Here is a 24,945-nt window from a genome sequence, read left to right on the forward strand (position 1 = left end):
TTCGGGCTAAGGACGCCCACCGGGCATCTCCACCAGGAATTTGGGGCAAACTAGCGGCATGAGCAGGGCGAAACAAGCAGCAGGAAACGGCGTCAGCTACGCCGATGCCGGGGTCGACATCTCCGCCGGAAACGCACTCGTCGATGCGATCAAGCCGCTGGCGCGCTCCACCCGCCGCAAGGGCGCCAACTCGGCGCTGGGCGGCTTCGGCGGGCTGTTCGACCTCAAGGCCTGCGGCTTCAAGGACCCCGTGCTGGTGGCCGCGAATGATGGCGTGGGCACCAAACTGCGCATCGCCATCGAAACCGGGCGGCACCATGGCGTGGGCATCGACCTTGTCGCCATGTCGGTGAACGATCTCGTGGTCCAGGGCGCCGAGCCCTTGTTCTTCCTCGACTATTACGCCACCGGCAAGCTGGACGTGAAGTGCGCCACCCAGGTGATCGCCGGCATTGCCGATGGCTGCAAACAGGCGGGCTGTGCGCTCATCGGCGGCGAGACCGCCGAAATGCCCGGCATGTATCACGCTGACGATTATGACCTCGCGGGCTTCGCCGTGGGCGCGGCCGAGCGCAAGAAACTGCTGCCGCGCGATGTGAAGCCAGGCGACGCGATCCTCGGGCTGGCCTCCTCGGGCCCGCACTCCAACGGCTATTCGCTGGTGCGCAAGCTCGTCCACATGAGCGGCCTCTCCTATGCCGGCCGAGCCCCCTTCGACAGAAAGGTCACGCTGGGCGACGCCCTGCTCGCCCCCACCCGCATCTATGTGAAGCCCCTGCTCAAGGCGATGAAGCAGACCGATGCCATCAAGGCGCTGGCCCACATCACCGGCGGCGGCTTCATCGAAAACATTCCGCGCGTGCTGCCCAAGACGGCGGTCGCCGAGATCGACCTCGACAGTGTGCCCTATCCGCCGGTCTTCGACTGGCTGCAGTCTGTGGGCGGCGTTGCCGAGCGCGAGATGCTGCGCACCTTCAACTGCGGCATCGGCATGATCGTGGTCGTGGCCGAGAAGGATGCGAAGAAAGTTACGGCCTCCTTGAAGCGCTCGGGCGAGACGGTCGTCACGCTCGGCATCATCCGCAAGCGGAAGGGCCTGGAAGAACAAGTGGCCCTCAAGGGCGCCCTTGCCGTGACATGAGAAAGGTCCGCACCGCCATCCTGATCTCGGGACGCGGCTCCAACATGATGGCGCTGGTGGATGCGGCGCGGGCCGCCGGCTACCCGGCGGAGATTGTTTGCGTCCTCTCCAACAGAGCCGATGCCAAGGGGCTGGAGTTTGCCGCTACCAACGGCATCTCCACCAAGGTGATCGACCACAAGGCCTATGCCACGCGTGAGGCCTGCGACGCTGCAATCGACGTCTACATGCGTTCCATGATGGTCGAGGTCATCGCGCTCGCAGGATTCATGCGCGTGCTTTCGGCTGACTTCATTGCGGGATGGGACGGGCGCATCCTCAACATCCACCCCTCCCTGCTGCCGGCCTACAAGGGTCTCCATACCCATGAGCGCGCGCTTGCCGATGGCGCGAAGGTGGCGGGTTGCAGCGTGCATCTCGTGACGCCCGAGTTGGATGGCGGCCCGGTGCTGCTGCAGGCCGAAGTGCCCGTGCTGCCGCACGACACACCCGCCATGCTCGCCGCGCGCGTGCTCGCCGAGGAACACCGGATCTATCCCCAGGCGCTGGCCTGGCTCGCCAATCGCATCATCGAGGACCGCGAATGACCAAGCCACTCCCCATCATTATCGACACCGATCCTGGCCAGGACGATGCCGTAGCCATCCTGCTGGCGCTGGCCTCGCCCGAATTCGAGGTGCTGGGCATCACGGCGGTGGCCGGCAACGTGCCGCTGGCGCTGACCGAGAAGAATGCGCGGAAGATTTGCGAGCTCGCGGGAAAGCCGGAGACCAAGGTCTTCGCCGGCGCCATCCGCCCGATGGTGCGCCCGCTGGTCACCGCCGAGGAGGTGCATGGCAGCACGGGTCTCGACGGCCCCGTGCTGCCCGAGCCGCAGATGCCGCTGCAGGGCCAACATGCCGTCGACTTCATCGTCGGGACGATCATGTCGCGCCCGGCAGGAACCGTGACGCTGTGCACGCTCGGACCCTTGACCAACATCGGCCTCGCGCTGGTGCGCGAACCCCGCATCGCGGGCCGGGTGAAGCAGATCGTGGCCATGGGCGGGGGTTATTTCGAGCAGGGCAACGTGACGCCCGCGGCCGAGTTCAACATCTATGTCGACCCGCATGCGGCGCGGCTGGTGCTCGACTCAGGGATTCCCTTCACGCTGATCCCACTCGACTGCACGCACCAAGCGCTGACCACGGCCAAGCGCGTGGAGGCCTTCCGCAAGATGCCGAACAAATCCGGCCCCGCCGTGGCCGCCATGCTCGATTTCTTCGAGCGCTTCGACGAGAACAAATACGGCACCGACGGCGGCCCGCTGCACGACCCCTGTGTGATCGCCTGGCTCTTGAAGCCCGAGTTGTTCAAGGGGCGGCTGGTGAATGTGTCGGTCGAATGCGAGTCGGAGCTCACCATGGGGGCCACAGTGGTGGATTGGTGGCGCGTGACCAAGCGCCCGGTCAATGCCACCGTCATACGGGACGTCGATGCTGAGGGCTTTTTCAACCTGCTGGCGGAGCGGATCGGCACGCTGCCCTAAACATATCGTCCTCTCCCGCCGAAGGAGCGGGAGAACACGAAGACTACGCTACCGACAGCACGAATTCCGACACCGCCCGCAAAGGTGCGGGAACGGCGGTGGCGGCGGTGGCGGCGGCGAGCAGGACGGCCATGGCGATCAATGCACGGCGGGACATAGGAACCTCGATTCGATGCTTCCTTATCGCGCCGAAAGGCGAAGAGTTCGCGGCATGATTGCGGCCACAACGTGGAATGGCGCGCCGGAGTTCCCTCCGTACACGGATTGGCGAATCGCCGGCGGCGTCAGGCAGCCCTTATCCACACCCGGTTGTCATGAAAGGCGCCGCCGCCATTGGGGGCCGGCTGGTCCGCCCCGGTCAGCGTATTGATGCCCTGCCCGTCCTCATGGGCGTCATTGGGCCAGATCGACTCGGCGATCAGCACGCCCCGGCGCTGGCCGGCATGGGACTTGGTGTGGAGCGTGACCGCGCCCCGTGCGCTGCCGACCTTGACCTTCTGACCGTCGGCGAGGCCCAGCGCTGCAAGGTCCTCGGGGTGCACGAAGACCGTGGGCCGCCCCTCGCGCTTCCGCGACGAGGGCGTTTCGTTGAAGGTCGAGTTGAGGAAGGTGCGCGCCGGGCTGGTGGCGAGCCGGAAGGGATAGTCCGCCGTCGCTTCCTCAATGGTTTCGCAATGGTCGGGGAAGCCTGGCAGCCTGTCCATGGGGCCGACCGGCGCCTCGGTCGAGCGGAAGCGCACCTTGCGCCAGTCGGCGCGGAAGCGGAACTTGCCATCCGGAAAGCCGAAACCTTTGAGGAAATGCGCCTGCTCGAAATCAGGCATGACGTCGGCCCAGTTCTCCTGGTCGAGGAACTCAAGGCCCGGCTTCTTCGAGTTGACCAGCGTCCAGTCGATCAATTCGCGCGGGCTCATGGCGAAGCCCGGGTGCGCGGCGCCCACACGCTGGGCAAGATCGCAGATCACCTCATGGTTGTTGCGGCATTCGCCCGGCGCCTCCACCAGCTTGCGGCCATAGAGCAGATGCGAGTGGCCGCCGCCCTGATAGATGTCGTCATGCTCGAGGAACATGGTGGCGGGCAGCACGATGTCGGCGAATTTCGCCGTCTCGGTCATGAACTGCTCGTGGACGCAAGTGAACAGGTCTTCGCGCGCCAGGCCCTGCTTCACCCTGGTCTGGTCGGGCGCCACCGAGGCCGGATTGGTGGACTGCACCAGCAGCATCTTGACCGGCGGGCCGCCCTGCAGATCATAGGGGTCGTTCAGCAGCACCGCGCCGATGCGGCTCTGGTCGAGGATGCGGATGCCTCGCTTCTTGACGTCCAGCCCCTCGATCATCGTCTTGTTCATGCGGTACATGCCGCTGTTCGAATGCAGCGCCCCGCCGCCCTCGTGAGCCCAGGCGCCCGTCACCGCCGGGATGCAACTCACCGCATGCATGTTGGGTGCGCCATTGCGCGAGCGGGTGAAGCCATAGCCGATGCGGAAGAAGGTCCGCTTGGTCTCGCCGATGAGCCTGGCGAAGGCCTCGATGTCGGCCACCGGGAGATCGCAAATCTTCGACGCCCACTCCGGCGTCTTCGTCTTCAGGTGCTGGGCGAACTCCCGCGGCGCATCGGTGAATTTTTCCATATAGGGCCAGTCGGCATGGCCATCGCGGAACAGCACATGCATCACCGCGCAGGCGAGCGCCCCGTCCGTACCCGGACGAATGATGAGCTTCAGGTCGGCCTGTTTCATCGTGCCGGTGTCGTAGATGTCGACGCAGGCAATCTTCGCAGCCCGGTTCTTGCGCGCCATCATGGCGTGGGTCATCACGTTGACCTGGGTGTTCACCGGATTGCCGCCCCAGATGACGATCAGGTCTGACACCTGCATCTCGCGCGGGTCCACGCCGGAGATGGAGCCCGTGCCCGCCAGGTAACCCGACCAAGAGAGCGCCACGCAGAACGTGTCACCCAAATTGGAATAGCCCTTGGCGTGGCGCAGCCGGTTGATGCCGTCACGCATCACATAGCCCATGGTGCCGGCGTAGAAATAGGGCCAGACGGAGGTGGGGCCGTATTCGGCCTCCGCCTTCAGCATCGCCTCCGCCGTCTCCGCCAGCGCGTCGTCCCACGGGATGCGCTGGAATTCGCCCGAACCTTTCGGTCCCTTCCGCTTCAGCGGATGGAGAAGCCGGTCCGGATGGTGGATGCGCTCGGCATAGCGCGCCACTTTCTCGCAGATCACGCCCAGCGTGTAGCTGTTGTCCTTGGCCCCCCTCACACGGCCGATGGTGCGTTCATCCAGCACCTCCACCTCAAGAGCGCAGGTGGAGGGACAGTCATGCGGGCAGACCGAAATGCCGGTCTTGATATTGGGCAGGATGTTCATGGAGTAGAGTATAGCCGCTTACTCCGGTTCCGTCATGCCAGCGAAAGCTGGCACCCAGCTGCCTTTTTGGCAAAGCTGGACCCCAGCTTTCGCTGGGGTGACGGACGCGTGAGAGAGGGCTATCAAGCGTCCATGCTCCACGTCACCTCGGCCCAGAACCCCACGATCAAGCTCATCCGCTCGCTGGCCGAGAAGAAGCACCGGCAAGAACATGGGCTATTCGTCGCGGAAGGTGAGAAGGTCCTGGAGCGCGCCCGGCAGACGGGCTGGGAGCCGGTCTACCTCCTGACGACGGACCACAGCGACCCCTGGGGCGCGGCCTCCCTGCTGCGGGTCGACGAGAAGATCATGGGCCAGGTCAGTGCCCAGAAGAACCCGCCCTCCCAAATCGGCGTGTTCCGCCAGCGCTGGACGGAAACGGTGAAGCCTGAGGGCATCTGGGTGGCGCTGGAGGACATGCGCGATCCCGGCAACCTCGGCACGATCATCCGTACGGCGGATGCAGCGGGCGCTGCGGGCGTGATCCTCGCCGGGCAATGCTGCGACCCGTTCTCGCCCGACTGCGTGCGCGCCACCACGGGCTCTATTTTCGGCGTGAAACTTGTGAGGATGGAGCAGCCGCAGTTCCTCTCGTTCCTGCGGCAGTGGCCGGGGGAGAGCGCCGGCACCCACCTGAAGGCCACGGAGACCTATCGCCGGACCTACAAGACCCCGTCCCTCCTCGTCATGGGCAGCGAGGGCAAGGGGCTTTCGGATGAGGCGGCCGCCGCCTGTTCGACCCTCGTCCGCATCCCGATGAAGGGCGGAGCGGAATCCCTCAATGTGGCGATTGCCACGGGGCTGATGCTGTTCGAGGCCCAGAATCTCTGAGGGTTGAGGCCCGTTCACCACCCCCTGCCCGATTTCGCCCTGAAATCAACTTTGAACGGTTGAAGCGGATTGACTGGACCTTGAGCCGGGAGAGGCCTCCGTCCTATCTTTGCTCCAGCAGAATCCGGAGATGACGATGAAGTCGCATGCGCGTGTGGTGGTGGTTGGCGGTGGCGTGATGGGCGTAGGGCTCCTCTACCACCTGGCGCTCGAAGGCTGGACGGACATCGTCCTCATCGAGAAGGGCGAGCTCACCTCGGGCTCCACCTGGCATGCGGCGGGCCAGTGCCCGCATTTCAACGGCTCGCTCAATATGACCAAGGTGCATGTCTATGGCACCGAGCTTTACCCGCGGCTCGAAAAGCTCACCGGACAAGCCGTTTCCTGGCATGGCTGCGGCGGCTTGCGGCTGGCCTGCACCGATGAGGAGGTGAACTGGCTCAAATACGTCTACGGCATCTCGCGGCTGGCGGGCTACGAATGCGAGATCATCGGCCCCTCCGAGATCAAGCAGTACCACCCGTTCCTCGACACCACGGGCGTGAAGGCCGCCTTCCGCACCGTGCATGACGGGCACGTGGCCCCGGCCGACATCACTAATGCCATGGCGGCGGGCGCCCGCCAACTCGGGGCTGAGATCTATCGCCGCAACCGCGTCATGGACATCAAGCCGCTGCCCAACGGCGAATGGCGCGTCTTCACCGGGCAGGGCAATATCGACTGCGAGCATGTGGTGAATGCGGCGGGCTCCTATTGCGACGTGGTGGGCAGCTGGACCGGCCATAATGTGCCCATCGCCAACATGCTGCACCACTACGTCATCACCGAGCCCTTGAAGGAGCTGATCGACCTCGAGATGGAACTTCCCGTGGTGCGCGACCCCTACTCCCACGCCTACTTGCGCGAGGAAACGAACGGCGTGCTGGTCGGCCCCTACGAAACGGCAACCGCGCATGTGTGCTGGGACGGCAAGCCGCCGCGCTGGGATTACGAGAGCGAGCTCGAGGCCCCCGAACTCGACCGCATCATGCCCTGGCTTGAGCGCGCCACCGAGCGCCTGCCGCTGTTCGGCGAAACGGGCATCAAGGCGATCATCTCGGGCGCCATCACCCACACACCGGACGGCGTCTATCTCTCCGGCCCCGCCCATGGCCCCAGGAACTACTGGATGCATTGCGGCGCCTCGATCGGCATCTGCCAGGGCGGCGGTGCCGGCAAGTATCTCGCGCAATGGATGGTGCATGGCCAGGCCGAGATCAACATGCGCGAGTTCGACCCGCGCCGCTTCGGCAACTGGGCGACCAAGGATTACACCGCCGAAGTATCGGTCGCCGACTATCACCACATGTATTACTGCTACAAGCCAGCCGAGCAGCACGAGGTGGGCCGCGGACTGAGGAAGTCCGCGCTCTACGACAAGCTCAAGGCCGAGGGCGCGCAGTTCGCGCAAGTTTTCGGCTGGGAGCGGCCGCGGTGGTATGACAAGAGCGGTGAAGGCGAAAAATACTCCTTCAAGCGCTCCAACTGGTTCCCGGCGGTGAAGGAAGAAGCCCTTGCCGTGCGCGACCGCGTGGGGCTGATGGACCTGTCGACCTTCTCGAAATTCGAGGTCAGGGGAAAGGATGCGTATTCCTTCCTCGAGCGCATCTGCGCCAACAAGACCCCGGCCAAGGACGGCGGCATCATCCTCGGCCATCTCCTCAATGAGAATGGCTTCATCGAGTCCGAAATCACTGTGACGCGCCTTGCCGCCGATCGTTTCTACGTGCTGTCGGCTGCCGTCGCCCAGCTCCACGACCTTGACCAGCTCACCTGGCGCAAGCGCGCGGATGAGGAGGTCACCATCACCGACGTGACGGACGACTTCGGCGTCCTGGTGCTGGCGGGCCCGCTGTCACGCGAGGTGCTGGCGAAGTGCACCGGCATAGACCTCACCAACGCGTCGTTCCGCTGGCTGACGGGCAAGACAGCCACCGTTGCAGGTGTTTCGGGCGTGCGCCTGCTGCGCGTCAATTATGTGGGCGAGCTGGGCTGGGAGCTGCATGTGCCGATGGCACAGATGCCCAAGGTCTTCGACGCCCTCATGGCGGCGGGCAAGCCCCAAGGCATCCGCCTGTTCGGCACCTATGCCATGAATGCGCTCAGGATCGAGAAGGCCTATCGCGGCTGGGGTTCGGAGCTCACTGCCGAGATCGACATGATCGAGGCCTCGATGGAGCGCTTCCTGCGCCTCGACAAGGAGGACTTCATCGGCAAGGCGGCGACACTCCGGCGCAAGCAGCAGGGTCCGCGCATGAAGCTGGTCTACATGGAGGTGGACAACACCGACAGCGATTGTGTGGGCAATGAGCCGGTCTACAGCGGCGGCAAGGTGGTCGGCCTCACCACGTCGGGCGGCTTCGGCCAGAAGACGGGCAGGTCGCTGGCCTTCGCCTATGTGCCGCCGGAACTCTCCGCCAACGGCACCGAGCTTGAGGTGATGATGTTCACCGAGATGCGCAAGGCGCGGATCATCCCTGACTCGATCTGGGACCCGGCCAACGAACGGCTCCGCGCCTAGAATGGCGGCTGAAGATGTGGCGGAGTTCATTCATACGAGGCAGGTAGCGTGTTCTCCCGCGTCGGCGGAATAAGAACCCGTTGCGATCGGCAACGGACGATGAGGGGAAGTCGGAAACGCATGGACAGTGAAACTCACTTCCCCTCACCGGCCCCAACTTCGTTGGGGCGTCCTCTCCCGCTGAAGCGGGAGAGGCTGAATGAGGAATTCTGCCGGCTTCCGGCAGAGAATAAATGGCGGATTCTTCCAATTTGAGGGAGAGATTTGACCGATTTTATCTGGATGTCCGCCGCTCAACGATGCCCGCATGACCCGCCCCGCTTCCAGCCGCACCCTGATCGGCATCGGCCTGATGCTCACCGCCATGGCGGTGCTGCCCTTCCTCGACGCCATTGCCAAGTATCTGGGACAGCAGGGCGTGCCGGTGCTGCAAATCGTCTGGGGGCGGCTGTTTTTCGGCGCATTCCTCACCCTGCCTTTCGCGCTGAAGCTGGCGGGGCCGAGGGGCCTCGTCCCCAACATGCCGCTGATCCATGCGGTGCGCGCCGCGCTGATGATCGCCGCCACCGCCTTCTTCTTCATGGGCCTGCACTATCTTCCGATCGCCGACACGCTGGCGATCTTCTTCGTCCAGCCGCTGATCGTCACCCTGCTCTCGCCCTTCGTGCTGGGCGAGACAGTGGGCGTCCGCCGCTGGGCGGCGGTGACCGTGGGTTTCATCGGCACACTGATCATCATCCGGCCGGGCTTCCAGGAGCTGAACCCGGGGGTGTTTCTGGCACTGGCCTCGGGGGCCAGCCTGGCGATTTATCTCCTCCTCACCCGGCGCATCTCCGGCTCGGCGCCCGCCATGCTGACGACCTTCTACACCAGCCTGACGGGCGCCATCATCATGTGCGTGCTCGTGCTCTTCGTCTGGCAGCCGCTCACCCCCGTGCAATGGCTGCTGCTCGTGCTGCTCTCGGCCATTGCCAATGGCGGCCACTACCTGATCATCCGCGCCTATGACCATGCCGAGGCCTCGCTGCTCGCTCCGCTGGCCTACAGCGAGATGATCATGGCCACCATTCTCGGCTGGTACATCTTCGGCGACTTCCCCGATCTCTGGACCCTCGTGGGCGTGGGCATCCTGATCGCCTGCGCCATCTATATCTCGTGGCGCGAGCGGGTGCGGCACGTGGAGCCGATCAGGGACTTCGAGCAGCCGTAAGGCGTTTCAGGAGCCGCCCTATGTTTCCAGCACCGCCCGCACCGCGTCCATCGCCTCGAGCTGGGTCAGGTTCATGTGCAGCGGCGTCACCGAGATGCGGCGGTTGAAGGCGGCCCAGAGGTCGGTGCCGAGGGCTGGGTTGCCGCGCTCGCGCTTGAAGCCGAGCCAGTAGTAATTGTTGCCGCGCATGTCGACGCGCTCGTCGACGGTCAAGAGGTTCACATCGCGCTTGCCCTGGCGGGTGACCTCGATGCCCTGCACCTCGTCCGGCCGGCAATCGGGGAAGTTGACGTTCATCAGGATACCGGGGCCGAAGCTGAGCGTGATGAGCTTCTTGACGATGCCCGGGCCATGCTGCTCCGCCACCTCATAGGAGAAGCCGTTGCCGTGAATGCCGGTGACCTGGGAGAGTGCTATCGACTTGAAACCGAGCTGTGTGCCCTCCATCGCCGCGGCGATGGTGCCGGAATAGGTGACGTCGTCGGCGATGTTCTGGCCGCGGTTGACGCCGGAGAGCACGAGGTCCGGGTCGCCCGGCAGGATCTTGCGCGCCGCCATCACCACGCAGTCGGTGGGCGTGCCAGCCACTTCGAAGCGCTTCTCGGCAATTTTCCGGTAGCGGATCGGTTCGGCCAGCGACAGCGAGTGCCCCGCCCCCGAATTCTCCTCCGCCGGAGCCACGATCCAGACGTCATTCGACAGCGTCCGCGCGATGCGCTCCAGCGTTTCGAGGCCCGGCGCGTGGATGCCGTCGTCATTGGTCACGAGAATGCGCATTATCTTAAGCCCCTGGTGATCTTGTCAGCACCACCCATATAGGGGCGCAGCGCCTCGGGGATCGTCACCGACCCGTCGGCATTCTGGTAATTCTCGAGGATCGCCACCATGGTGCGGCCCACAGCAAGGCCGGAGCCGTTGAGCGTGTGGACATAGCGCGTGCCCTTGCCATCGGCCGGCTTGAAGCGCGCATCCATGCGCCGCGCCTGGAAGTCGCCGCAGACCGAGCAGGACGAGATCTCGCGATAGGCGTTCTGGCCCGGCAGCCAGACCTCGAGGTCATAGGTCATGCGGCTGCCGAAGCCCATGTCGCCGGTGCAGAGCTGCATCACGCGGTAGGGAAGCTTCAGGGCCTGCAGCACGCTCTCGGCCGCCCCCGTCATGCGCTCCAGCTCGTCCCGCGATTGCCCGGGCGTAGTGATGGAGACGAGCTCGACCTTCGAGAACTGGTGCTGGCGGATCATGCCGCGTGTGTCGCGCCCCGCTGCCCCCGCTTCGGCGCGGAAGCACGGCGTATAGGCGGTCAAGCGCAGCGGCAGGTCCTTCTCCTCCAGAACCTTCTCTCGCACGAGATTGGTGAGCGAGACTTCCGCCGTGGGAATCAGCCAGCGGCCATCGGTAGTGCGGAACAGGTCCTCGGCGAATTTCGGCAGCTGGCCGGTGCCATGCATGGCGTTTTCGTTGACCATATAGGGCACGTAATGCTCGGTATAGCCGTTCACGCCGGTCTGGTGATCCAGCATGAACTGCGCAAGCGCGCGTTCCAGCCGCGCGAGCTGGCCCTTCATCACCACGAAGCGCGCGCCCGAAATCCTCGCCGCCGCCTCGAAGTCCATGAGGCCCAGCCACTCGCCGATGTCGAAATGCTGGCGCAGCTCATAGTTGAAGCTGGGCGGCGTGCCCCAGCGGCGGACCTCGACGTTCCCCGTCTCGTCCTTGCCGTCCGGCACGTCATCGAGCGGAATGTTGGGGATCACGGCCAGCGCCGCGGAGAGCCGCTGGCCGATGTCGCGCTCGACGGCCTCGCCGGAAGCGATGAAATCCTTGATCGCGCCCATCTCGGCCTTCAGCGCCTCGGCACGGGCCTTGTCGCCCGACTTCATCGCTTCGCCGATCTCCTTCGAGGCCGCGTTGCGGCGCGCCTGGGCGTCCTGCAGTTTCTGCACATGGTCGCGGCGCTCGGCGTCGATCCTGAGCAATTCCGAGGCCATGGGCGGCAGGCCGCGGCGGGTGAGGCCTAAATCGAACGCTGCCGGGTTGTCGCGGATGGCCTTTAAGTCATGCATGGTGGTCTCAGTCCTGGTTTGCGCCATCCTATAGGACGGCGGGACCACGACGGGAAGACCGCAAAGAGGAGATCAGACCGCCTCTTCCGCCGCCTTGCGCTTCTTGCGGCGGGCATCGATGAGGCGGACGGCCTGCACCGAGACCTCGTAGAGCCCCATCAGCGGCACGGCCATGGCGATCTGCGAAATCGGGTCCGGCGGGGTGAGCACGGCAGCGACAACGAACACGCCGACGATGGCGAACTTCCGGCCGGACTTGAGCTGCTCATAGCTGACGATGCCGATCTGGCCGAGTAAAGTGAGGATGACGGGCAGCTGGAAACACAGACCGAAGGCAAGGATCAGCATCATCACGAAATCAAGATAGGCCTCGATGTCGGGCATCAGGGCCACGCCGGAAGTGCCGGCCAGCGCCGTGAAGAAGTGGATCGCCACCGGCAGCAGGAAGAAATAGACCAGAGACGCGCCGAGGATAAAGAAGATCGGCGTGGCCACCAGGTAAGGCAGGAAGGCCTGCTTCTCGTGCTTGTAGAGACCCGGCGCCACGAAGCGGTAGATCTGGGTGGCGATCAGCGGGAAGCCGATGAACAGGCCGCCGAAGAAGGCGATCTTGAGCTTCACCAGAAACACGCCCAGGAGTTTGATCGAGATCAGCGACACGTCCTGCCCGGTGCCCCATTTGAACGGCATCACAAGCAAATGCAGAATGTCGGAGGAGAAGAAGAAGCTGACGATGAAAGCGCCGATGAAGCCGATGACGCACCAGATAAGCCGGGTGCGCAGCTCGATCAGGTGCTCGATCAGCGGGGCTTCGGAGGCGTCGATCTCCTGCTGGGTCATGAGGCGGCTGCGGGGGTATCCGTGGAGCCCGCAGCGCCGGAAGCGGCCTTGGGCGCATCGGCCGCCGGCACGTCGCCGAACAGCTTCCTGAAGTCGTCGACCTGTTTCTTGGTGGCGTCCTCGGTGGCCTTCCCGGGCGCCGGGGGATCGATGAAATTGGCCGGGTTCCGGATGTTGTCAAATTCCTTCTTCACCTCGTCGAAGCCCGTTTCCTTCATGGCCTGGTCGAGCTGTCCCTGGAACTCGCGGGCCATGCCGCGCATCTTGGCCACAGTCTTGCCGAAAGCGCGCAGCACCTTGGGCAGGTCCTTGGGGCCGATGACAATGATCGCCACGACAGCGATCACGAACATCTCGCTATAGCCAAACCCGAAATCGAACATGTGCGTTTCCGGCTGAGGGTGCGCCGGCCTGCCTGATCAGCGTGCCAAATCAGCTCTGGGCCTTTTCGGTCTCGGACTTCACGGCGGTCTGCTGCTGGATGGGCTTGGGATCGGCGGACGCGACAGGCGCGTCGTCTTCGGCGAGGCCCTTCTTGAAGCTCTTGATGCCCTTGGCGACATCGCCCATCAGGTCGGACACCTTGCCGCGGCCAAACAGCAGAACCACGACCAGAATGACGAGCGCCCAATGCCAGATCGACAGCGAACCCATGAGACAAACTCCCTTTCTCCGGAGAGAGGAAACTCCCTCCTCAGATTTCGAAACACTTAAGCAGAAACGCCGGCGCGCCGCAACCGAAGCGCAATAACCCTCACATAGGTGGCGGACTGGCCGTTTCAAAGACGAAAACGTGATCCGGGTCGATGCGGAACAGCCCCGTTTCGCCGCGCTGGGGGGCGGCACGGGACTCAAGCAAAGCATTAAGAGGCTCCTCCAAACCCTTAAAAATAATAGAACACTTGACGTCGTCACCCTGAAAGCGCGTGTCCGTGATGAGGCCTTCAACCCCCTGCCCGCCCTCGGCGCGGCGAATGCCCTGCGGCCGGATCAGGACGAGTGCATCCGGCCCCTTCACCCGCTCCGGGCAAGGGAAGGCGCCAAGCGCGGTCATCACATTACCGTGGCTAACGCGTCCGCAGATTTCATCGGTGTCAGAGAAGAAGCGGGCCGCCGCGGCATCGACCGGGGCGCGGTAGAGCTCCTCCGGCGTCCCCGCCTGGATGAGGCGGCCCTGGCGCATCAGCAGGATGCGATCGGCAAGGCCCATGGCCTCCACCGGATCGTGGGTGACGAGCAGGCAGGAGGCGCGGGTCTCGCGCAGCAGGGTGAGCGTTTCGGCGCGCACCGACCCGCGCAGGCGCTGGTCCAACCCCGAGAAGGGTTCGTCCATCAGCAGCACCTGCGGGCGTGGCACGAGGGCGCGGGCCAGCGCCACGCGCTGCTGCTCGCCGCCTGACAGGCTGTGCGGGTAACTCTGGGCATAGTGGGCAAGCCCCACCCGCTCCAGCGCGTGGAGGGCAATGCGGTAAGCCTCCTTCCTGGGCAGCGCGTTGAGGCCGAAGGCCACGTTGCCGATGATGGGGAGGTGCGGGAACAGCGCGAAATCCTGAAACATCAGTCCGATGTTGCGCTTCTCCGGCGGCACGAAGCGCGAAGGCCCCGCCATCTCCTGACCGTCGAACAGCACGCGGCCCGAGTCCGGCTTGTCGATCCCCGCCGCGAGGCGCAACAGCGTGGTCTTGCCGCAGCCTGAGGGGCCGAGCAGGCAGGCGATCTCGCCGGGCTTCAAGGTGAAACTCACGTCCTCCACCGCGGCAGTCCGCCCGAAGCGGCGGGAGACGTGCTCGAAGGTCAGCTGGCCGGCAAAGGTGGCGCCCGCCGTGCCGCGGGTGCCCCAGCGGCGGCTTTCAGGCTGATCCTTAAGGGAAAGTTCGGCAGACCTCATGATGCGCCGGGTCTACAACGAAACAGCAGTGGCGCAAATGCCATCACGCCGCAGCGGGAACCACCCGGTTGCGGCCCTCGCGCTTTGCGCGATAGAGGGCGCGGTCGGCGCGCTTCAGGAGTTCCTCGACCGTGTCCTCGGCTGCGGCAAGGTTCGAAACGCCCAGCGAGGCGGTGACGGTCAGATGCGAGGCCGGCCCCAGCATGAAGGGCTTGCCGGCAATGGCCTTGCGGATGCGCTCGCCTACCTTTTCGGCCACCGGCATGTCGGCTCCCGGCAGCACCACCACGAATTCTTCGCCGCCGGTGCGGCAGGCAAGGTCGCCGCTGCGCACGCAGCCTCGGATGCGGCCTGCCACCTCCTGCAGCACGCGGTCGCCCGCATCATGGCCATAGGTGTCATTCACCGATTTGAAAAAGTCGATGTCGAGGCTGATCAGCGACAGGCCCTTGCCGCGGTCCGCCGACTGCTCGATCAACTGGACGAGCTGCGTTTCAAGATAGCGGCGGTTATAAAGACCGGTGAGCGCGTCGGTCACCGCCATTTCCATCGAAGCGCGGACCGTGAGGCGCAGCTGCTCGGTGTAGCGGTGGCGGCGAATCTGGGTGGCGACGCGCGCCAGCAGTTCCTGCTTGTCGATGGGGCGGATCAGATAGTCGTTCACCCCCATGTCGAGGGCGCGCAGCAGGCGCTGGTGGTCATCCGGTTCGACAAGGATGAGGATCGGCGTCTGGCGCGTCGTCTCGACCGACTTGAGCTGCGAGCAGATGCGCAGGCCGTCCATCCCTTCGAGGTCGAGGTTGACCATGATCAGGTCGAAGCCGCCCTGCGCCGCGCCGAAGGCCTCGAAGGCCTGCTGCGGCTCTGTGACGAGCGTCACTTCGTATTTCGCCTCCAGCAGGCCGCGGATGCGCTCCGCCGCCGTCAGGCGATTGTCGAGCACCAAAACGCGTCCTGCGGCCAGATCTGCGGCAGATTCGGCCGCCGCCAGCCCAAGCGGGTCGGCGCCGGTGCGCGCGCGCAACTCGTCGATGAGCATCTTGAGGCGCACCAAGCCCTTGACGCGGCAGAAAAGCGCCACGTCATTGACGGGCTTGGTCAGGAAATCGTCGGCTCCCGCCTCGAGCCCCCGCACACGGTCCTCCGGCTGATCGAGGGCCGTCACCATGACCACAGGGATGTGCTGGGTCGCGGGATTCTGCTTGATGCGGCGGCACACCTCTACGCCGTCGATCCCTGGCATCATTACGTCGAGCAGCACGATGTCGGGACTGGTGCGCTGCACGGCCTCCAGCGCGTCAGCGCCATTCATGGCGGTGACGACCTCGAAATACTCCGCCGCGAGCTTGGCCTCCAGCAGCCGGACATTGGCCAGGATGTCGTCAACGACGAGGACGCGCGCCGTCATTGCGGTTGCTTCAGGTAGCTGTCGATGGTCTGCAGGAAACTGACGACCGAGATGGGCTTCGAAATATAGGCCTCGCAGCCACCCTCGCGGATTTTCTGCTCGTCGCCCTTCATGGCGAAGGCGGTGACGGCGACGACGGGGATCGTGCGCAGATCGTCGTCCTCCTTCAGCCACTTGGTGACCTCGATGCCGGAGACCTCAGGTAACTGAATGTCCATAAGGATCAGGTCAGGCCGGTGCTGGCGCGCCAGATCGAGCGCGGAAAGACCGTCCCGCGTCTGGATCACCTGGTAACCATTGGCCTCCAGCAGGTCGTTGAACAGCTTCATGTTCAACTCATTGTCCTCGACGATCAAAACCTTCTTGGCCACGGCCCGCCGCGTTTCTGGCGTTCTCATCGGTCCCGCCGATAATGACACATTCGCACCCATTCGGCTGAGGTTGCCGCAGAACCGCACCCCACGCCCCCTCTGCAAGCCCAAGCTTTGGACCATCTTGGGTAACCAATAGCTTAACCCAATGCGTACTCTGTTCAACGCGGTTGAGGGGTGGTTAATTACGATTCACCATGACAAAATCCAAGACCCGCGACAACTCCGAAGACGCCGAAATCCTCGCGATCAACGCGCTCGGCTTTCTCGCCTCCGACAGCGAACGATTGCAGCGCTTCATGGAGCTCTCAGGGCTCGATGTGGCGGCCATCCGTGTCGGCGCCGCGAACCCCGCCTTCCTCGGCGGCATCCTCGACCACCTGCTGGGCGACGAAAGCCTGCTGCTGATTTTCGCCGGGGAACAGCAGCTCCGCCCCGAACGCATCGCCCAACTCCGCCGCAAGCTTCCAGGAGCCGCCGTTGATTTCTGAGATCACCCAGGGTCAGCTCGCCACACTGAGCTTCACCGGCCGCCCCCTCGTCATCTGTGACGTGGACGAGGTGATCGTGCATTTCACCCGTGACTTCGAGGACTACATCGGCCTGCATGGACTGTGGCTCGATACCTCGAGCTTCGCGCTCAACGGCAACATCCGCTACCGCAAGACCAATGCGCCAGCCCCCGAGCCGCTGGTGGCCGAGATGATCGGATCGTTTTTCGACACCCGCACCCGCCACATGCAGGAAATCGACGGCGCCGTCTCCGCCCTCCTCGCCTTCGGCGAAAGGGCCGACGTGGTTCTGCTCACCAACCTGCCCCACACGGCGGGCGACCACCGCCGCGAGAACCTGAGGAGCCACGGCCTGCCCTTTCCCGTCGTCACCAATTCCGGCCCCAAGGGCCCCGCCATCCGCAACCTCGCCGACCGCGGCGGCCGGCCTGTGATCTTCATCGACGACAGCCCGTCTTACATCGCCTCGGCGCATGAATTCGCCCCCGAGGTGACGCTCATCCACTTCCTCCACGACGACCGCTTCTCGCGCCATATCGCGCCGCTGGACTATGTGTCGCTCAGGACTGCGAGCTGGCACGAGGCGCGGCCCTTCGTGATGGAGTTGATCGGGGCTTAGACCAGATCGGACGCCACATAGCCTCCCGGCTTCAACACGCCATGCGCCTCCAGGGCCGCTTTCAGCTTCGGCCGCGCCCGCACGGCGTTGGCCAGCTCGGCGACCGGCGGATACTTGGCATGCAGCGCCTCCTCGGTGGGAGCCCCCCAAACCGACAGCATGAAGGCATAGAGATCGAGCGCCGAAAAATCGCTGCCCATGATCCATGGCCCGGAGGATGCGAGCCGCTTCTCGAGAATGGCCCAATAGGAGTCGACGCGCTGGAGCAGCATGGTCTTGAGCCTCCGCTGCTCCGTCTCGCTCTGCACCAGACCTGCGGCATCCATGGCGAAGTTACCCGCTCCATAGATTTCCGCGCTCATGAACACGAGCAGGCTGAGAAATTCGCCATAATCCGGCGAACCGATTGGCGGAGACATGCGCTTTTCGGGATGCGCCGCCACCAGGAAGGCGACGATGGCGGCCGACTCATAAAGCGTCCGCCCGTCCGCCAGCCCCAGCGCCGGAACCATGCCGAGCGGGCTGACGGCGCGGAACGCGGGTGCGCGCACCTGCTCCGGCGTCATCCAGATATTGGTGTAGGGCGCCTCCATTTCCTCCAGCAGGCAATGGATGGCGAGCGACCCCCAAGTCTTAACGTTATAGAGCTTATACATCTTGTCGATCTCTCTCGGGTCGCACCGTTCGGGGAGGCAGTGTTCCCCAATCCGGCGCAGCGCGCTAGTATGATCTGCATGCAAGACGATGCCGCGACGGCGGGCTTCTGCCGAGACTGCTTCACGCCTGTTTCGGGTGCTGAGCGGCGCTGCAAATCCTGCGGCAGCCCGCGCCTGCTGCGCCACCCGGAGCTGCACCAGCTCTCGATCGCCCACATCGACTGCGATGCCTTCTATGCCGCCGTCGAGAAGCGTGACCGGCCGGAGCTTGCCGACAAGCCGGTGATCGTCGGCGGCGGCACGCGCGGTGTGGTCTCCACCGCCTGCTACATCGCGCGCATTCATGGCGTGAAATCGGCCATGCCCATGTTCAAGGCGCTGAAGCTCTGCCCCGAGGCGGTGGTGATCAAGCCCGACATGGCGAAATATTCCGCCGCGGGGAAGATCGTGCGCGAGCTGATGCTGGAGGTGACGCCATTGGTCGAACCCCTTTCCATCGACGAGGCCTTTCTCGATCTCACCGGCACCGCCAGGCTCCACGGCATGAGCCCGGCACTGACACTCGCCCATCTCATCCGGCGCGTCACCGAGAAGGTGGGCATCACCGCCTCGGCCGGCCTGTCGCACAACAAGTACCTGGCCAAGCTTGCCTCCGACCTCGAAAAGCCGCGCGGCTTTTCGGTGCTGGGCAAGGCGGAAACGATAAGCTTCCTCGCCTCGAAGCCCGTGGGCTTCATCTGGGGCGTGGGCAAGGCGATGCAGGAGGAGCTTGCGAAAGGCGGTATCACCATGATCGCCCAGCTGCAGCAGATGGAGAAGACCGAGCTGATGCGCCGCTTTGGTTCGATGGGGGCGCGGCTCTATCACCTGTCGCGCGGCGAGGACCAGCGCGTCGTCTCGACCGATGAGCATTCGAAGTCGATCAGCGCCGAGACCACCTTCAACACCGACATCAGCGACCGCGCCGAACTGGAGCGCATCCTGTGGCCGCTCGCCGAGAAAGTGTCGCGCCGCGCCAAGGCGGAAGGTGTGGCGGGCCACACGGTGGTGCTGAAGCTCAAGACCGCCGATTTCAAGCTCCGCACCCGAAACGTCTCGCTGGCGGACCCCACACTGCTCGCCAACCGCATCTATGACGCCGCCCTGCCACTCCTGCAGCGTGAGGCGACGGGCACCGCCTTCAGGCTCATCGGGGTGGGCATCTCCGGCCTCGTCGAGGCACGGCCCGAACAGGAGACGGAGACGCTGGACGTCACCGCCGCCGCCCGCGCCAGGGCGGAACTGGCGGTCGACCGCATCCGCGACAGGTTCGGCCGCGCGGCGGTGGCCCGCGGCATCGCGTTCGGCTCGGACGACTGACCCTTTCCGCCGCGGCCCCGGACGGGCTAAAGCAAGTTTCGCGCGTCAGCTACCGATTCCGGGCCATGAAACCGAAACTCGTCCGCACCCTTGCCGCCCTGCGCCGCGAAACCGCCAAGTGGCGGGCCGAGGGGCTCCGCTATGCCGTGGTGCCCACCATGGGCGCCATCCATTCCGGCCATACGCACCTGGTGGCGGAGGGCCTGAAACGCGCCGACCGGACGATCGCCACCATCTTCGTCAACCCGAAGCAGTTCGCCGCCCATGAGGACCTCGACAAATATCCGCGCGACGAGGAAGGCGATGTGCGCAAGCTCGGCGAGGCCGGCTGCCACATGATTTATTTGCCCAATCCGGACGAGATCTATCCGCAGGGCTTCTGCACCACTGTCACGCTGGGCGGTCCCGCCAAGGCCGGCCTCGAGGATAAGTTCCGCCCGCAGTTCTTCGATGGCGTCACGACCGTTGTCGCCAAGCTCTTCACGCAGACCGGCGCTGATTACGCCATGTTCGGCGAGAAGGATTACCAGCAGCTCAAGGTCGTCACCCGCATGGCGAAGGACCTCGACTTGCCCATCGAGGTGGTCGGCATCCCCACCGTGCGCGAAGATGACGGGCTCGCGAAATCATCCCGCAACGTCTACCTCTCGAAACAGGAGCGCCAGCAGGCGCTGGCCATCCATTCGGCGATCAGCCACGCCGCGGAGCGCATCCGCGCCGGCCTCGACTTGCAATCCGCCATGACAAGCGCCACGCGCACGCTGCTGGCGCTGGGCTTCAAGGTCGACTACGTCACCGTGCGCAACGCCGAAACACTGGTCCTGCCCCAGCACCGCGACGAACCCTTGCGCATCCTCGCCGCCGCCTGGCTGGGCAAGACGCGGCTGATCGACAATGTGGGGGTGTGAACCCGGGCAGCTTCAAAGCAACTTGTAGAGCAGCGCGCGGCCTTCATCCGCAAAGCCATGCGCCAGATAGAAGCGCCGCAGGTCGGCATCCGCGCCATGGGGCGTGACGCTGACCTGATAGCCGACAGCACCCATGCCGCGCAGCCAGTCTTCCGCCGCAATCATCAGCGCCCGGGACAATCCCCTGCCGCGATGCGACGGCAGCACATAGAGATCGCCCAGCTCCGCCGACCAGCCATATTCGATGCCGAAATCCATCGACACGGTGGCCACCCCCACCGCCTCGCCCTGATCCTCGGCCAACAACACGGCACAGCGGTCCATCGTCAGCATGGCACGGAGGTTGGCGGCGATCGTCCCGTCCGGCGTGTCGAAACCCTCCTCGCGGAAGAAGCGCTGCAGGAGGGCCGTCGCGGCCTGCGGGTCATCCTGCGTGGTAAGGCGGCGGACGTTCACAAGGTCTGGCATGGCCTCAGGCGCGTTTGCGGCGCGATTTGGCGAAGGTGTCGAAGGCCACCGCCAGAACGATGATGACGCCGATGATGATCTGCTGGATATAGGAATTGACGTTCATCAGCACCAGGCCATTAAGCAGCACGCCGATGAGCACAGTTCCGATCACCGTGCCGAAGATCGAGCCCGCACCCCCGAACAGGCTGGTGCCGCCGATCACCACCGAGGCGATGACGGTGAGCTCGTATCCCGTACCTGCCACGGCCTCCGCCGAGTTGAGGCGCGCCGACAGCACGAAGGCGCCGAGCCCAGCGAAGAAGCCCATGATCACATAGACGCTGGCGATGACGAAAGAGACATTGACGCCGGCAAGTCTTGCAGCTTCCGGATTGCCGCCCACTGCATAGACCCTGCGGCCATAGCGGGTGTAGCGCAGTACGATGTGAGCGATGACTGCGGCGATGAGGAAGATGATGACCGGCACGGGAACCGACAGGATCTTGCCCTGCCCCCACCAGGTGAAGTCCGGCTGAAAGCCCGAGATCGGCCCACCCGCCGCGAAGAGCAGGGCAGCGCCCCGGAACACCGACATGCCGCCCAAGGTCACCACGAAGGCCGGCACCTTGAGCTTCGTGATGGCGATGCCCTGCGCAAGCCCTCCGAGTAAACCCACGGCGATGGCGGCGAGCGCCGCCAACTGCCAGCCATAGCCGATCGTATCGTCGCCCACGGTGAAGCGGTCCTGCATGCCGCCCTTGGCGACCGCGGCGGCGACGAGCCCCGCGAAGGCGAGAAGCGAGCCCACCGAAAGGTCGATTCCTGCGGTGAGGATCACGAAGGTCATGCCGATCGCCAGCAAGCCGATGATCGAAACCTGCCGCATGACGTTGAACAGGTTGACGGAGGAGAGAAACCGCGGCTCCAATATGGCGAAGACCAGCATCAGCAGCAGCAGGAAGATCAGCGGCGCAAAGCGCGCCAGAAAGGTGAAGGCGTCGAAATTCTGGCGGCCCTCGGCAGCTTTGGCGTCTGTCATCTTGGCGCTCCCCGTCATGCCGCTTGCCGTGACCCGACGGTCATCAGCGTCATCAGTTTTTCCTGTGTCGCGTCCGCGCGCATCATTTCGCCGGTCACCCGGCCCTCGCGCATCGTGACGATGCGGTCCGCCAGCGCCAGCACCTCGGGCAGTTCGGACGAGATCACGATGATGGCGATCCCCGATTGCGCCATCTCGGACAGCAGGTTGTGCACCTCCGCCTTGGCGCCCACGTCGATGCCGCGCGTCGGCTCGTCCACGATCAGAACCTTCGGCCGCAGCGCCAGCCAACGCGCCAGCACCACCTTCTGCTGGTTGCCGCCGGAGAGATTTCCCACCACCTGGCCGGCCGAAGCCATGCGGATGTTGAGGAGCTTGCGGTATTCCTCGACCAGCTCGTCTTCCTTGGCGCCGCTGATGAAGACCGCAAACCGAGAAATGCGGCCCTGCGCGGTGATCGACATGTTGGTGCGGATGGCCTGCGAGAGGAACAGAGCCTGCTGCTTCCGGTCCTCAGGCACCAGGCCGATGCCCTGGGCAATCGCGTCCCGCGGGCTGGCGATGCGCACCTCCTGCCCCCCGATCATCACGGCGCCGGAATCGAAACGGTCCGCGCCGAAAATCGCCCGGGCCGTTTCGCTGCGGCCCGCGCCGACGAGGCCGGCAATGCCCAGGATCTCGCCGCGGTTCACAGAGAGCGACACGTCATGCAATTCGATGGCGCTCGCATCGCTGCTCTTGCGGCGGCGGTTGAGTGCTCGCACCTCGAGCGCCTTTTCCCCGGTGTCGAAAGAGACCTGGCGCGCCGCCAGAAGCCCCAGTTCGCGGCCCACCATGAGGCGGATAATGCCATCCATGTCCGTCTCCGCCACCTTGCCGCGGCCCACATGGCGGCCGTCGCGCAGCACGGTGAAGCTGTCACACAGTTCGAAGACCTCTTCCAGGCGGTGGGTGACGAAAATGGTGGTGATCCCCTCCGCTTTCAGGTTGCGGATGATGGCGAAAAGCTTCTCGACTTCGGCGCGGCTCAGCGCGCTTGTCGGCTCGTCCATCACGATGAGGCGGGACTTCATCGACAGTGCGCGCGCGATCTCCACCATCTGCTGTTCGGCAACCGACAGGTCGCGCACCAGGGCGCGCGGGCTTCGTTCCAGGCCGATGCGGCGGCACAGCTTGGCGGTCTCCTCTTCGAGCTGGCGGTAGCTGATGAACAGTCGCGAGCCCGGCTCGCGGCCGATGAACACGTTCTCCGCCACCGTCATGTCCGGCGCGAGGGTGAATTCCTGGTAGATGGTGACAATGCCCGCCCGCTGCGCTTCCTGCGGCGAGGCGAACTGCACCGGCCGGCCGGCGAAGACGATCATGCCACTATCAGGCGGTTGCGCCCCGGACAGGATCTTGAGCAGCGTGGACTTGCCCGCGCCATTCTCGCCAAGAAAGGCGTGGATCTCGCCCTCACCCACCGTGAAATCCACCTGGTCGAGCGCCCGCACGCCGGGGAACGACTTGGAAATCCCCCGCATTTCGAGCAGCGGCGCGGCGTGTGAAGGCTCTGTCATGAGAGGCGATGGCCGGCCGGGTGACGTCACCCGGCCGGACCGCGGATGCCGTAACTTACTTCACTTCGCCAAGACGTTCGGCGGTCTTCAGATTGTCTTTGGTGATCGCCACCGGGGTGATGAGCAGCACCTTCTCCGCCGGCTTTGTGCCGTCCTTGATGAAGGCAACCAGCGTCTGAACGCCGAGCGCGCTCTGCTGGCCGGGGAATTGCTCGATGGTTGCGGTCAGGCCGCCGTCACGCACCTGGGCCAGAGCCTCCGGCAGCGCGTCGAAGCCGATGATCGCGATGCCGGTGAGGCCACGCGCCTTCACGGCCTCCATGGCGCCCAGCGCCATGTCGTCATTGGCGGCGACGATCACCTTCGGCGGCTCGGACAGGCCGGAGAGGGCCGCCTCGGTCACCGACATGCCCTTGTCGCGCGCGAAGCCCGCCGTCTGCTCGAACACGATCTTGTACTTGTCCTTCAGCGGATCGAGCACATTATGCAGGCCCTTGTTGCGATCGATGGCAGGCGATGCGCCGGACTGGCCCTGCAGATTGATGATGGTGGCGCCATCCGGGAACATCGACACGATGAGGTTGCCCTGGGCCTCGCCGCCCTTCACGTTGTCGGCGCCGACATGAGCGAGAATGCCTTCGACCTGCGCCACGCGGCGGTCCACCGTTACAACCGGGATGCCGGCTTCCACCGCCTGCTGGAGCGCCGGCGCCATGGCATCGACCTCGTTCGGGCTGATCACGATGCCCTTCACGCCCTGGGTGATGGCCGCCTCGATGTCGGCGGTCTGCTTGGGCGAGGAGACCTGCCCGTCGGATTCGATGGCTTCATAGCCCTGCTTCTCGATCTCCGCCTTGAAGGCGTTCATCATGTGCACGAAGAAGGGGAAGCTAAGCCCCGGCACCGAAGCCAGGATCTTGTCCGCGGCCAGCGCCACGGACGACATTAGCGGCAGCGCCACGGCGCCAAGCAGGATCGAGCGTCTCGTCAATTTATGCATTGGTGGTCCTCCCATGTGAAAATTTGCCGTCACGCGCGGCGCTTGCCGCGGGCCCGCGCCCATTCTGCGGAGCGCTGCAGAACGAAACGCTAAATTGAATTCAACACATTGTCCAGCCGGGCAGCGGGCCTGCAAGCGCGGCCGAACGAAAACGCCGCCGCCCGCACCCGCTAAAGCAGGCCCAGCTCCGCCAGTTCGCGGCGCAGCTTCTCCGGCATGCCGTCGATCTTCGAGGATTTCGGCAAGTCGGGCGGTGCGTCGGCTTCCTCGAGATAGCGCCAGCCCTGAAAGGCGCGCTTCGGCGCCGGCCGCACCGGAGTGATCTGCGGCTTGAACGCGATGCGGCAGCGCGCGATGCCGTCCGCCCCGGTCACCTCCTCCAGCGCCGCGATAGGCTGGCGGCACAGGATCATGCCGCGCATCACCCAGTACAGCGAGCCGCCCGGCAGGATCTCGTGGCTGCGCTTCGGAAACATGCGGGTGACATGGTCGAGCGTGTCACGCCCGGCCTTGCAGTCCTTCACCCAGGACTCAAGCTCCTCGATTTCGGAGACACCGACGCAGAGCTTGAGCAGGTTGAGCGGCATGC

The 24,945-nt window shown here is 64.8% G+C and carries 25 protein-coding genes; 10 read left to right on the plus strand and 15 right to left on the minus strand.

The genetic code is table 11. The annotated features are described in order from the left end of the window. Nucleotides 1–58 precede the first annotated feature (58 nt). The 3 genes from purM to IOC82_RS04410 are packed head-to-tail and all read left to right on the plus strand — an operon-like array spanning nucleotide 59 to nucleotide 2,669. Nucleotides 59–1,141, plus strand: coding sequence for a phosphoribosylformylglycinamidine cyclo-ligase (gene purM, locus IOC82_RS04400; RefSeq protein WP_290544963.1), 1,083 nt, complete (start codon nucleotides 59–61; stop codon nucleotides 1,139–1,141). Then, the gene (purN, locus tag IOC82_RS04405; protein ID WP_290544964.1) at nucleotides 1,138–1,728 is read left to right on the plus strand and encodes a phosphoribosylglycinamide formyltransferase; all 591 of its coding nucleotides are present in this window, start codon (nucleotides 1,138–1,140) and stop codon (nucleotides 1,726–1,728) included. The genes purM and purN overlap by 4 nt, the downstream gene beginning before the upstream one ends. Continuing rightward, entirely contained in the window at nucleotides 1,725–2,669 is a 945-nt protein-coding gene (locus IOC82_RS04410; protein ID WP_290544965.1) for a nucleoside hydrolase, read from the plus strand. Before purN ends, IOC82_RS04410 begins: the two co-directional genes overlap by 4 nt. Before the next feature lie 284 nt (nucleotides 2,670–2,953). On the opposite strand, the gene IOC82_RS04415 is transcribed toward IOC82_RS04410, so the two are convergent. Next, nucleotides 2,954–5,044, minus strand: a complete 2,091-nt coding sequence (locus IOC82_RS04415; protein ID WP_290544966.1) for a molybdopterin oxidoreductase family protein — start codon at nucleotides 5,042–5,044, stop codon at nucleotides 2,954–2,956. A gap of 108 nt (nucleotides 5,045–5,152) precedes the next feature. On the opposite strand from IOC82_RS04415, the gene IOC82_RS04420 reads away from it, so the two are divergent. The 3 genes from IOC82_RS04420 to IOC82_RS04430 all read left to right on the plus strand — a co-directional run bounded on the left by IOC82_RS04420 (nucleotide 5,153) and on the right by IOC82_RS04430 (nucleotide 9,684). Next, complete coding sequence (locus IOC82_RS04420) at nucleotides 5,153–5,914, plus strand: RNA methyltransferase (protein ID WP_290544967.1); 762 nt, start codon at nucleotides 5,153–5,155, stop codon at nucleotides 5,912–5,914. Nucleotides 5,915–6,044: 130 nt separating this feature from the next. After that, complete coding sequence (locus tag IOC82_RS04425; protein ID WP_290544968.1) at nucleotides 6,045–8,474, plus strand: FAD-dependent oxidoreductase; 2,430 nt, start codon at nucleotides 6,045–6,047, stop codon at nucleotides 8,472–8,474. Between the two features lie 307 nt (nucleotides 8,475–8,781). Beyond that, a complete protein-coding gene (locus IOC82_RS04430) occupies nucleotides 8,782–9,684 on the plus strand; it encodes a DMT family transporter (protein ID WP_290544969.1) in 903 nt (300 codons plus the stop codon). An 18-nt stretch (nucleotides 9,685–9,702) separates the two neighbouring features. On the opposite strand, the gene surE is transcribed toward IOC82_RS04430, so the two are convergent. The 8 genes from surE to IOC82_RS04470 form a co-directional block, all read right to left on the minus strand. After that, complete coding sequence (gene surE / locus IOC82_RS04435) at nucleotides 9,703–10,461, minus strand: 5'/3'-nucleotidase SurE (protein WP_290544970.1); 759 nt, start codon at nucleotides 10,459–10,461, stop codon at nucleotides 9,703–9,705. Beyond that, on the minus strand, nucleotides 10,461–11,747 hold the full coding sequence (serS, locus tag IOC82_RS04440) for a serine--tRNA ligase (RefSeq protein ID WP_290544971.1): 1,287 nt from the start codon (nucleotides 11,745–11,747) through the stop codon (nucleotides 10,461–10,463). The genes surE and serS overlap by 1 nt, the downstream gene beginning before the upstream one ends. A gap of 72 nt (nucleotides 11,748–11,819) precedes the next feature. Then, on the minus strand, nucleotides 11,820–12,587 hold the full coding sequence (gene tatC, locus IOC82_RS04445) for a twin-arginine translocase subunit TatC (RefSeq protein WP_290544972.1): 768 nt from the start codon (nucleotides 12,585–12,587) through the stop codon (nucleotides 11,820–11,822). Continuing rightward, nucleotides 12,584–12,970, minus strand: coding sequence for a Sec-independent protein translocase protein TatB (gene tatB, locus IOC82_RS04450; protein ID WP_290544973.1), 387 nt, complete (start codon nucleotides 12,968–12,970; stop codon nucleotides 12,584–12,586). The genes tatC and tatB overlap by 4 nt, the downstream gene beginning before the upstream one ends. A gap of 49 nt (nucleotides 12,971–13,019) precedes the next feature. Next, complete coding sequence (locus IOC82_RS04455) at nucleotides 13,020–13,241, minus strand: twin-arginine translocase TatA/TatE family subunit (protein ID WP_366935644.1); 222 nt, start codon at nucleotides 13,239–13,241, stop codon at nucleotides 13,020–13,022. A gap of 100 nt (nucleotides 13,242–13,341) precedes the next feature. Next, nucleotides 13,342–14,475, minus strand: a complete 1,134-nt coding sequence (locus IOC82_RS04460) for an ABC transporter ATP-binding protein (RefSeq protein WP_290544974.1) — start codon at nucleotides 14,473–14,475, stop codon at nucleotides 13,342–13,344. A 43-nt stretch (nucleotides 14,476–14,518) separates the two neighbouring features. Further along, entirely contained in the window at nucleotides 14,519–15,883 is a 1,365-nt protein-coding gene (locus tag IOC82_RS04465; protein WP_290544975.1) for a PleD family two-component system response regulator, read from the minus strand. Beyond that, complete coding sequence (locus IOC82_RS04470) at nucleotides 15,880–16,281, minus strand: response regulator (protein ID WP_290544976.1); 402 nt, start codon at nucleotides 16,279–16,281, stop codon at nucleotides 15,880–15,882. The genes IOC82_RS04465 and IOC82_RS04470 overlap by 4 nt, the downstream gene beginning before the upstream one ends. A 170-nt stretch (nucleotides 16,282–16,451) precedes the next feature. Here IOC82_RS04470 and IOC82_RS04475 point away from each other — a divergent pair, with 170 nt between their 5' ends. Both IOC82_RS04475 and IOC82_RS04480 read left to right on the plus strand, forming a co-directional pair. Continuing rightward, complete coding sequence (locus IOC82_RS04475) at nucleotides 16,452–16,745, plus strand: DUF3572 domain-containing protein (RefSeq protein ID WP_290544977.1); 294 nt, start codon at nucleotides 16,452–16,454, stop codon at nucleotides 16,743–16,745. Further along, entirely contained in the window at nucleotides 16,735–17,385 is a 651-nt protein-coding gene (locus IOC82_RS04480) for a hypothetical protein (protein WP_290544978.1), read from the plus strand. Before IOC82_RS04475 ends, IOC82_RS04480 begins: the two co-directional genes overlap by 11 nt. On the opposite strand, the gene IOC82_RS04485 is transcribed toward IOC82_RS04480, so the two are convergent. Continuing rightward, complete coding sequence (locus tag IOC82_RS04485) at nucleotides 17,382–18,041, minus strand: glutathione S-transferase family protein (protein ID WP_290544979.1); 660 nt, start codon at nucleotides 18,039–18,041, stop codon at nucleotides 17,382–17,384. The genes IOC82_RS04480 and IOC82_RS04485 overlap by 4 nt on opposite strands. 78 nt (nucleotides 18,042–18,119) lie before the next feature. On the opposite strand from IOC82_RS04485, the gene IOC82_RS04490 reads away from it, so the two are divergent. Together IOC82_RS04490 and panC are read left to right on the plus strand one after the other, a co-directional pair. Next, the gene (locus IOC82_RS04490; RefSeq protein ID WP_290544980.1) at nucleotides 18,120–19,400 is read left to right on the plus strand and encodes a DNA polymerase IV; all 1,281 of its coding nucleotides are present in this window, start codon (nucleotides 18,120–18,122) and stop codon (nucleotides 19,398–19,400) included. A 65-nt stretch (nucleotides 19,401–19,465) separates the two neighbouring features. Further along, complete coding sequence (panC, locus tag IOC82_RS04495; RefSeq protein ID WP_290544981.1) at nucleotides 19,466–20,308, plus strand: pantoate--beta-alanine ligase; 843 nt, start codon at nucleotides 19,466–19,468, stop codon at nucleotides 20,306–20,308. 12 nt (nucleotides 20,309–20,320) lie between these two features. On the opposite strand, the gene IOC82_RS04500 is transcribed toward panC, so the two are convergent. The 5 genes from IOC82_RS04500 to IOC82_RS04520 form a co-directional block, all read right to left on the minus strand. Then, on the minus strand, nucleotides 20,321–20,776 hold the full coding sequence (locus IOC82_RS04500) for a GNAT family N-acetyltransferase (protein ID WP_290544982.1): 456 nt from the start codon (nucleotides 20,774–20,776) through the stop codon (nucleotides 20,321–20,323). Nucleotides 20,777–20,780: 4 nt separating this feature from the next. Then, the gene (locus tag IOC82_RS04505; protein WP_290544983.1) at nucleotides 20,781–21,797 is read right to left on the minus strand and encodes an ABC transporter permease; all 1,017 of its coding nucleotides are present in this window, start codon (nucleotides 21,795–21,797) and stop codon (nucleotides 20,781–20,783) included. Between the two features lie 14 nt (nucleotides 21,798–21,811). Beyond that, a complete protein-coding gene (locus IOC82_RS04510) occupies nucleotides 21,812–23,356 on the minus strand; it encodes a sugar ABC transporter ATP-binding protein (protein ID WP_290544984.1) in 1,545 nt (514 codons plus the stop codon). Between the two features lie 55 nt (nucleotides 23,357–23,411). Continuing rightward, entirely contained in the window at nucleotides 23,412–24,356 is a 945-nt protein-coding gene (locus IOC82_RS04515) for a substrate-binding domain-containing protein (protein ID WP_290544985.1), read from the minus strand. A 170-nt stretch (nucleotides 24,357–24,526) separates the two neighbouring features. After that, a complete protein-coding gene (locus tag IOC82_RS04520) occupies nucleotides 24,527–24,943 on the minus strand; it encodes a DUF1489 domain-containing protein (RefSeq protein ID WP_290544986.1) in 417 nt (138 codons plus the stop codon). Nucleotides 24,944–24,945: the final 2 nt, after the last annotated feature.

It is taken from the genome of Aestuariivirga sp. (assembly GCF_020252395.1).
GTDB lineage: Bacteria > Pseudomonadota > Alphaproteobacteria > Rhizobiales > Aestuariivirgaceae > Aestuariivirga.

Coding starts and splice junctions, on each gene's coding strand:
- IOC82_RS04500 (WP_290544982.1), bottom strand. CDS start 20,776: ATGCCAGACCTTGTGAACGTCCGCCGCCTTACCACGCAGGATGACCCG.
- IOC82_RS04455 (WP_366935644.1), bottom strand. CDS start 13,241: ATGGGTTCGCTGTCGATCTGGCATTGGGCGCTCGTCATTCTGGTCGTG.
- tatC (WP_290544972.1), bottom strand. CDS start 12,587: ATGACCCAGCAGGAGATCGACGCCTCCGAAGCCCCGCTGATCGAGCAC.
- serS (WP_290544971.1), bottom strand. CDS start 11,747: ATGCATGACTTAAAGGCCATCCGCGACAACCCGGCAGCGTTCGATTTA.
- IOC82_RS04410 (WP_290544965.1), top strand. CDS start 1,725: ATGACCAAGCCACTCCCCATCATTATCGACACCGATCCTGGCCAGGAC.
- tatB (WP_290544973.1), bottom strand. CDS start 12,970: ATGTTCGATTTCGGGTTTGGCTATAGCGAGATGTTCGTGATCGCTGTC.
- IOC82_RS04460 (WP_290544974.1), bottom strand. CDS start 14,475: ATGAGGTCTGCCGAACTTTCCCTTAAGGATCAGCCTGAAAGCCGCCGC.
- IOC82_RS04485 (WP_290544979.1), bottom strand. CDS start 18,041: ATGTATAAGCTCTATAACGTTAAGACTTGGGGGTCGCTCGCCATCCAT.
- purM (WP_290544963.1), top strand. CDS start 59: ATGAGCAGGGCGAAACAAGCAGCAGGAAACGGCGTCAGCTACGCCGAT.
- IOC82_RS04475 (WP_290544977.1), top strand. CDS start 16,452: ATGACAAAATCCAAGACCCGCGACAACTCCGAAGACGCCGAAATCCTC.
- IOC82_RS04415 (WP_290544966.1), bottom strand. CDS start 5,044: ATGAACATCCTGCCCAATATCAAGACCGGCATTTCGGTCTGCCCGCAT.
- IOC82_RS04430 (WP_290544969.1), top strand. CDS start 8,782: ATGACCCGCCCCGCTTCCAGCCGCACCCTGATCGGCATCGGCCTGATG.
- IOC82_RS04505 (WP_290544983.1), bottom strand. CDS start 21,797: ATGACAGACGCCAAAGCTGCCGAGGGCCGCCAGAATTTCGACGCCTTC.
- IOC82_RS04520 (WP_290544986.1), bottom strand. CDS start 24,943: ATGCCGCTCAACCTGCTCAAGCTCTGCGTCGGTGTCTCCGAAATCGAG.
- IOC82_RS04470 (WP_290544976.1), bottom strand. CDS start 16,281: ATGAGAACGCCAGAAACGCGGCGGGCCGTGGCCAAGAAGGTTTTGATC.
- surE (WP_290544970.1), bottom strand. CDS start 10,461: ATGCGCATTCTCGTGACCAATGACGACGGCATCCACGCGCCGGGCCTC.
- IOC82_RS04465 (WP_290544975.1), bottom strand. CDS start 15,883: ATGACGGCGCGCGTCCTCGTCGTTGACGACATCCTGGCCAATGTCCGG.
- IOC82_RS04490 (WP_290544980.1), top strand. CDS start 18,120: ATGCAAGACGATGCCGCGACGGCGGGCTTCTGCCGAGACTGCTTCACG.
- purN (WP_290544964.1), top strand. CDS start 1,138: ATGAGAAAGGTCCGCACCGCCATCCTGATCTCGGGACGCGGCTCCAAC.
- IOC82_RS04425 (WP_290544968.1), top strand. CDS start 6,045: ATGACGATGAAGTCGCATGCGCGTGTGGTGGTGGTTGGCGGTGGCGTG.
- IOC82_RS04510 (WP_290544984.1), bottom strand. CDS start 23,356: ATGACAGAGCCTTCACACGCCGCGCCGCTGCTCGAAATGCGGGGGATT.
- panC (WP_290544981.1), top strand. CDS start 19,466: ATGAAACCGAAACTCGTCCGCACCCTTGCCGCCCTGCGCCGCGAAACC.
- IOC82_RS04515 (WP_290544985.1), bottom strand. CDS start 24,356: ATGCATAAATTGACGAGACGCTCGATCCTGCTTGGCGCCGTGGCGCTG.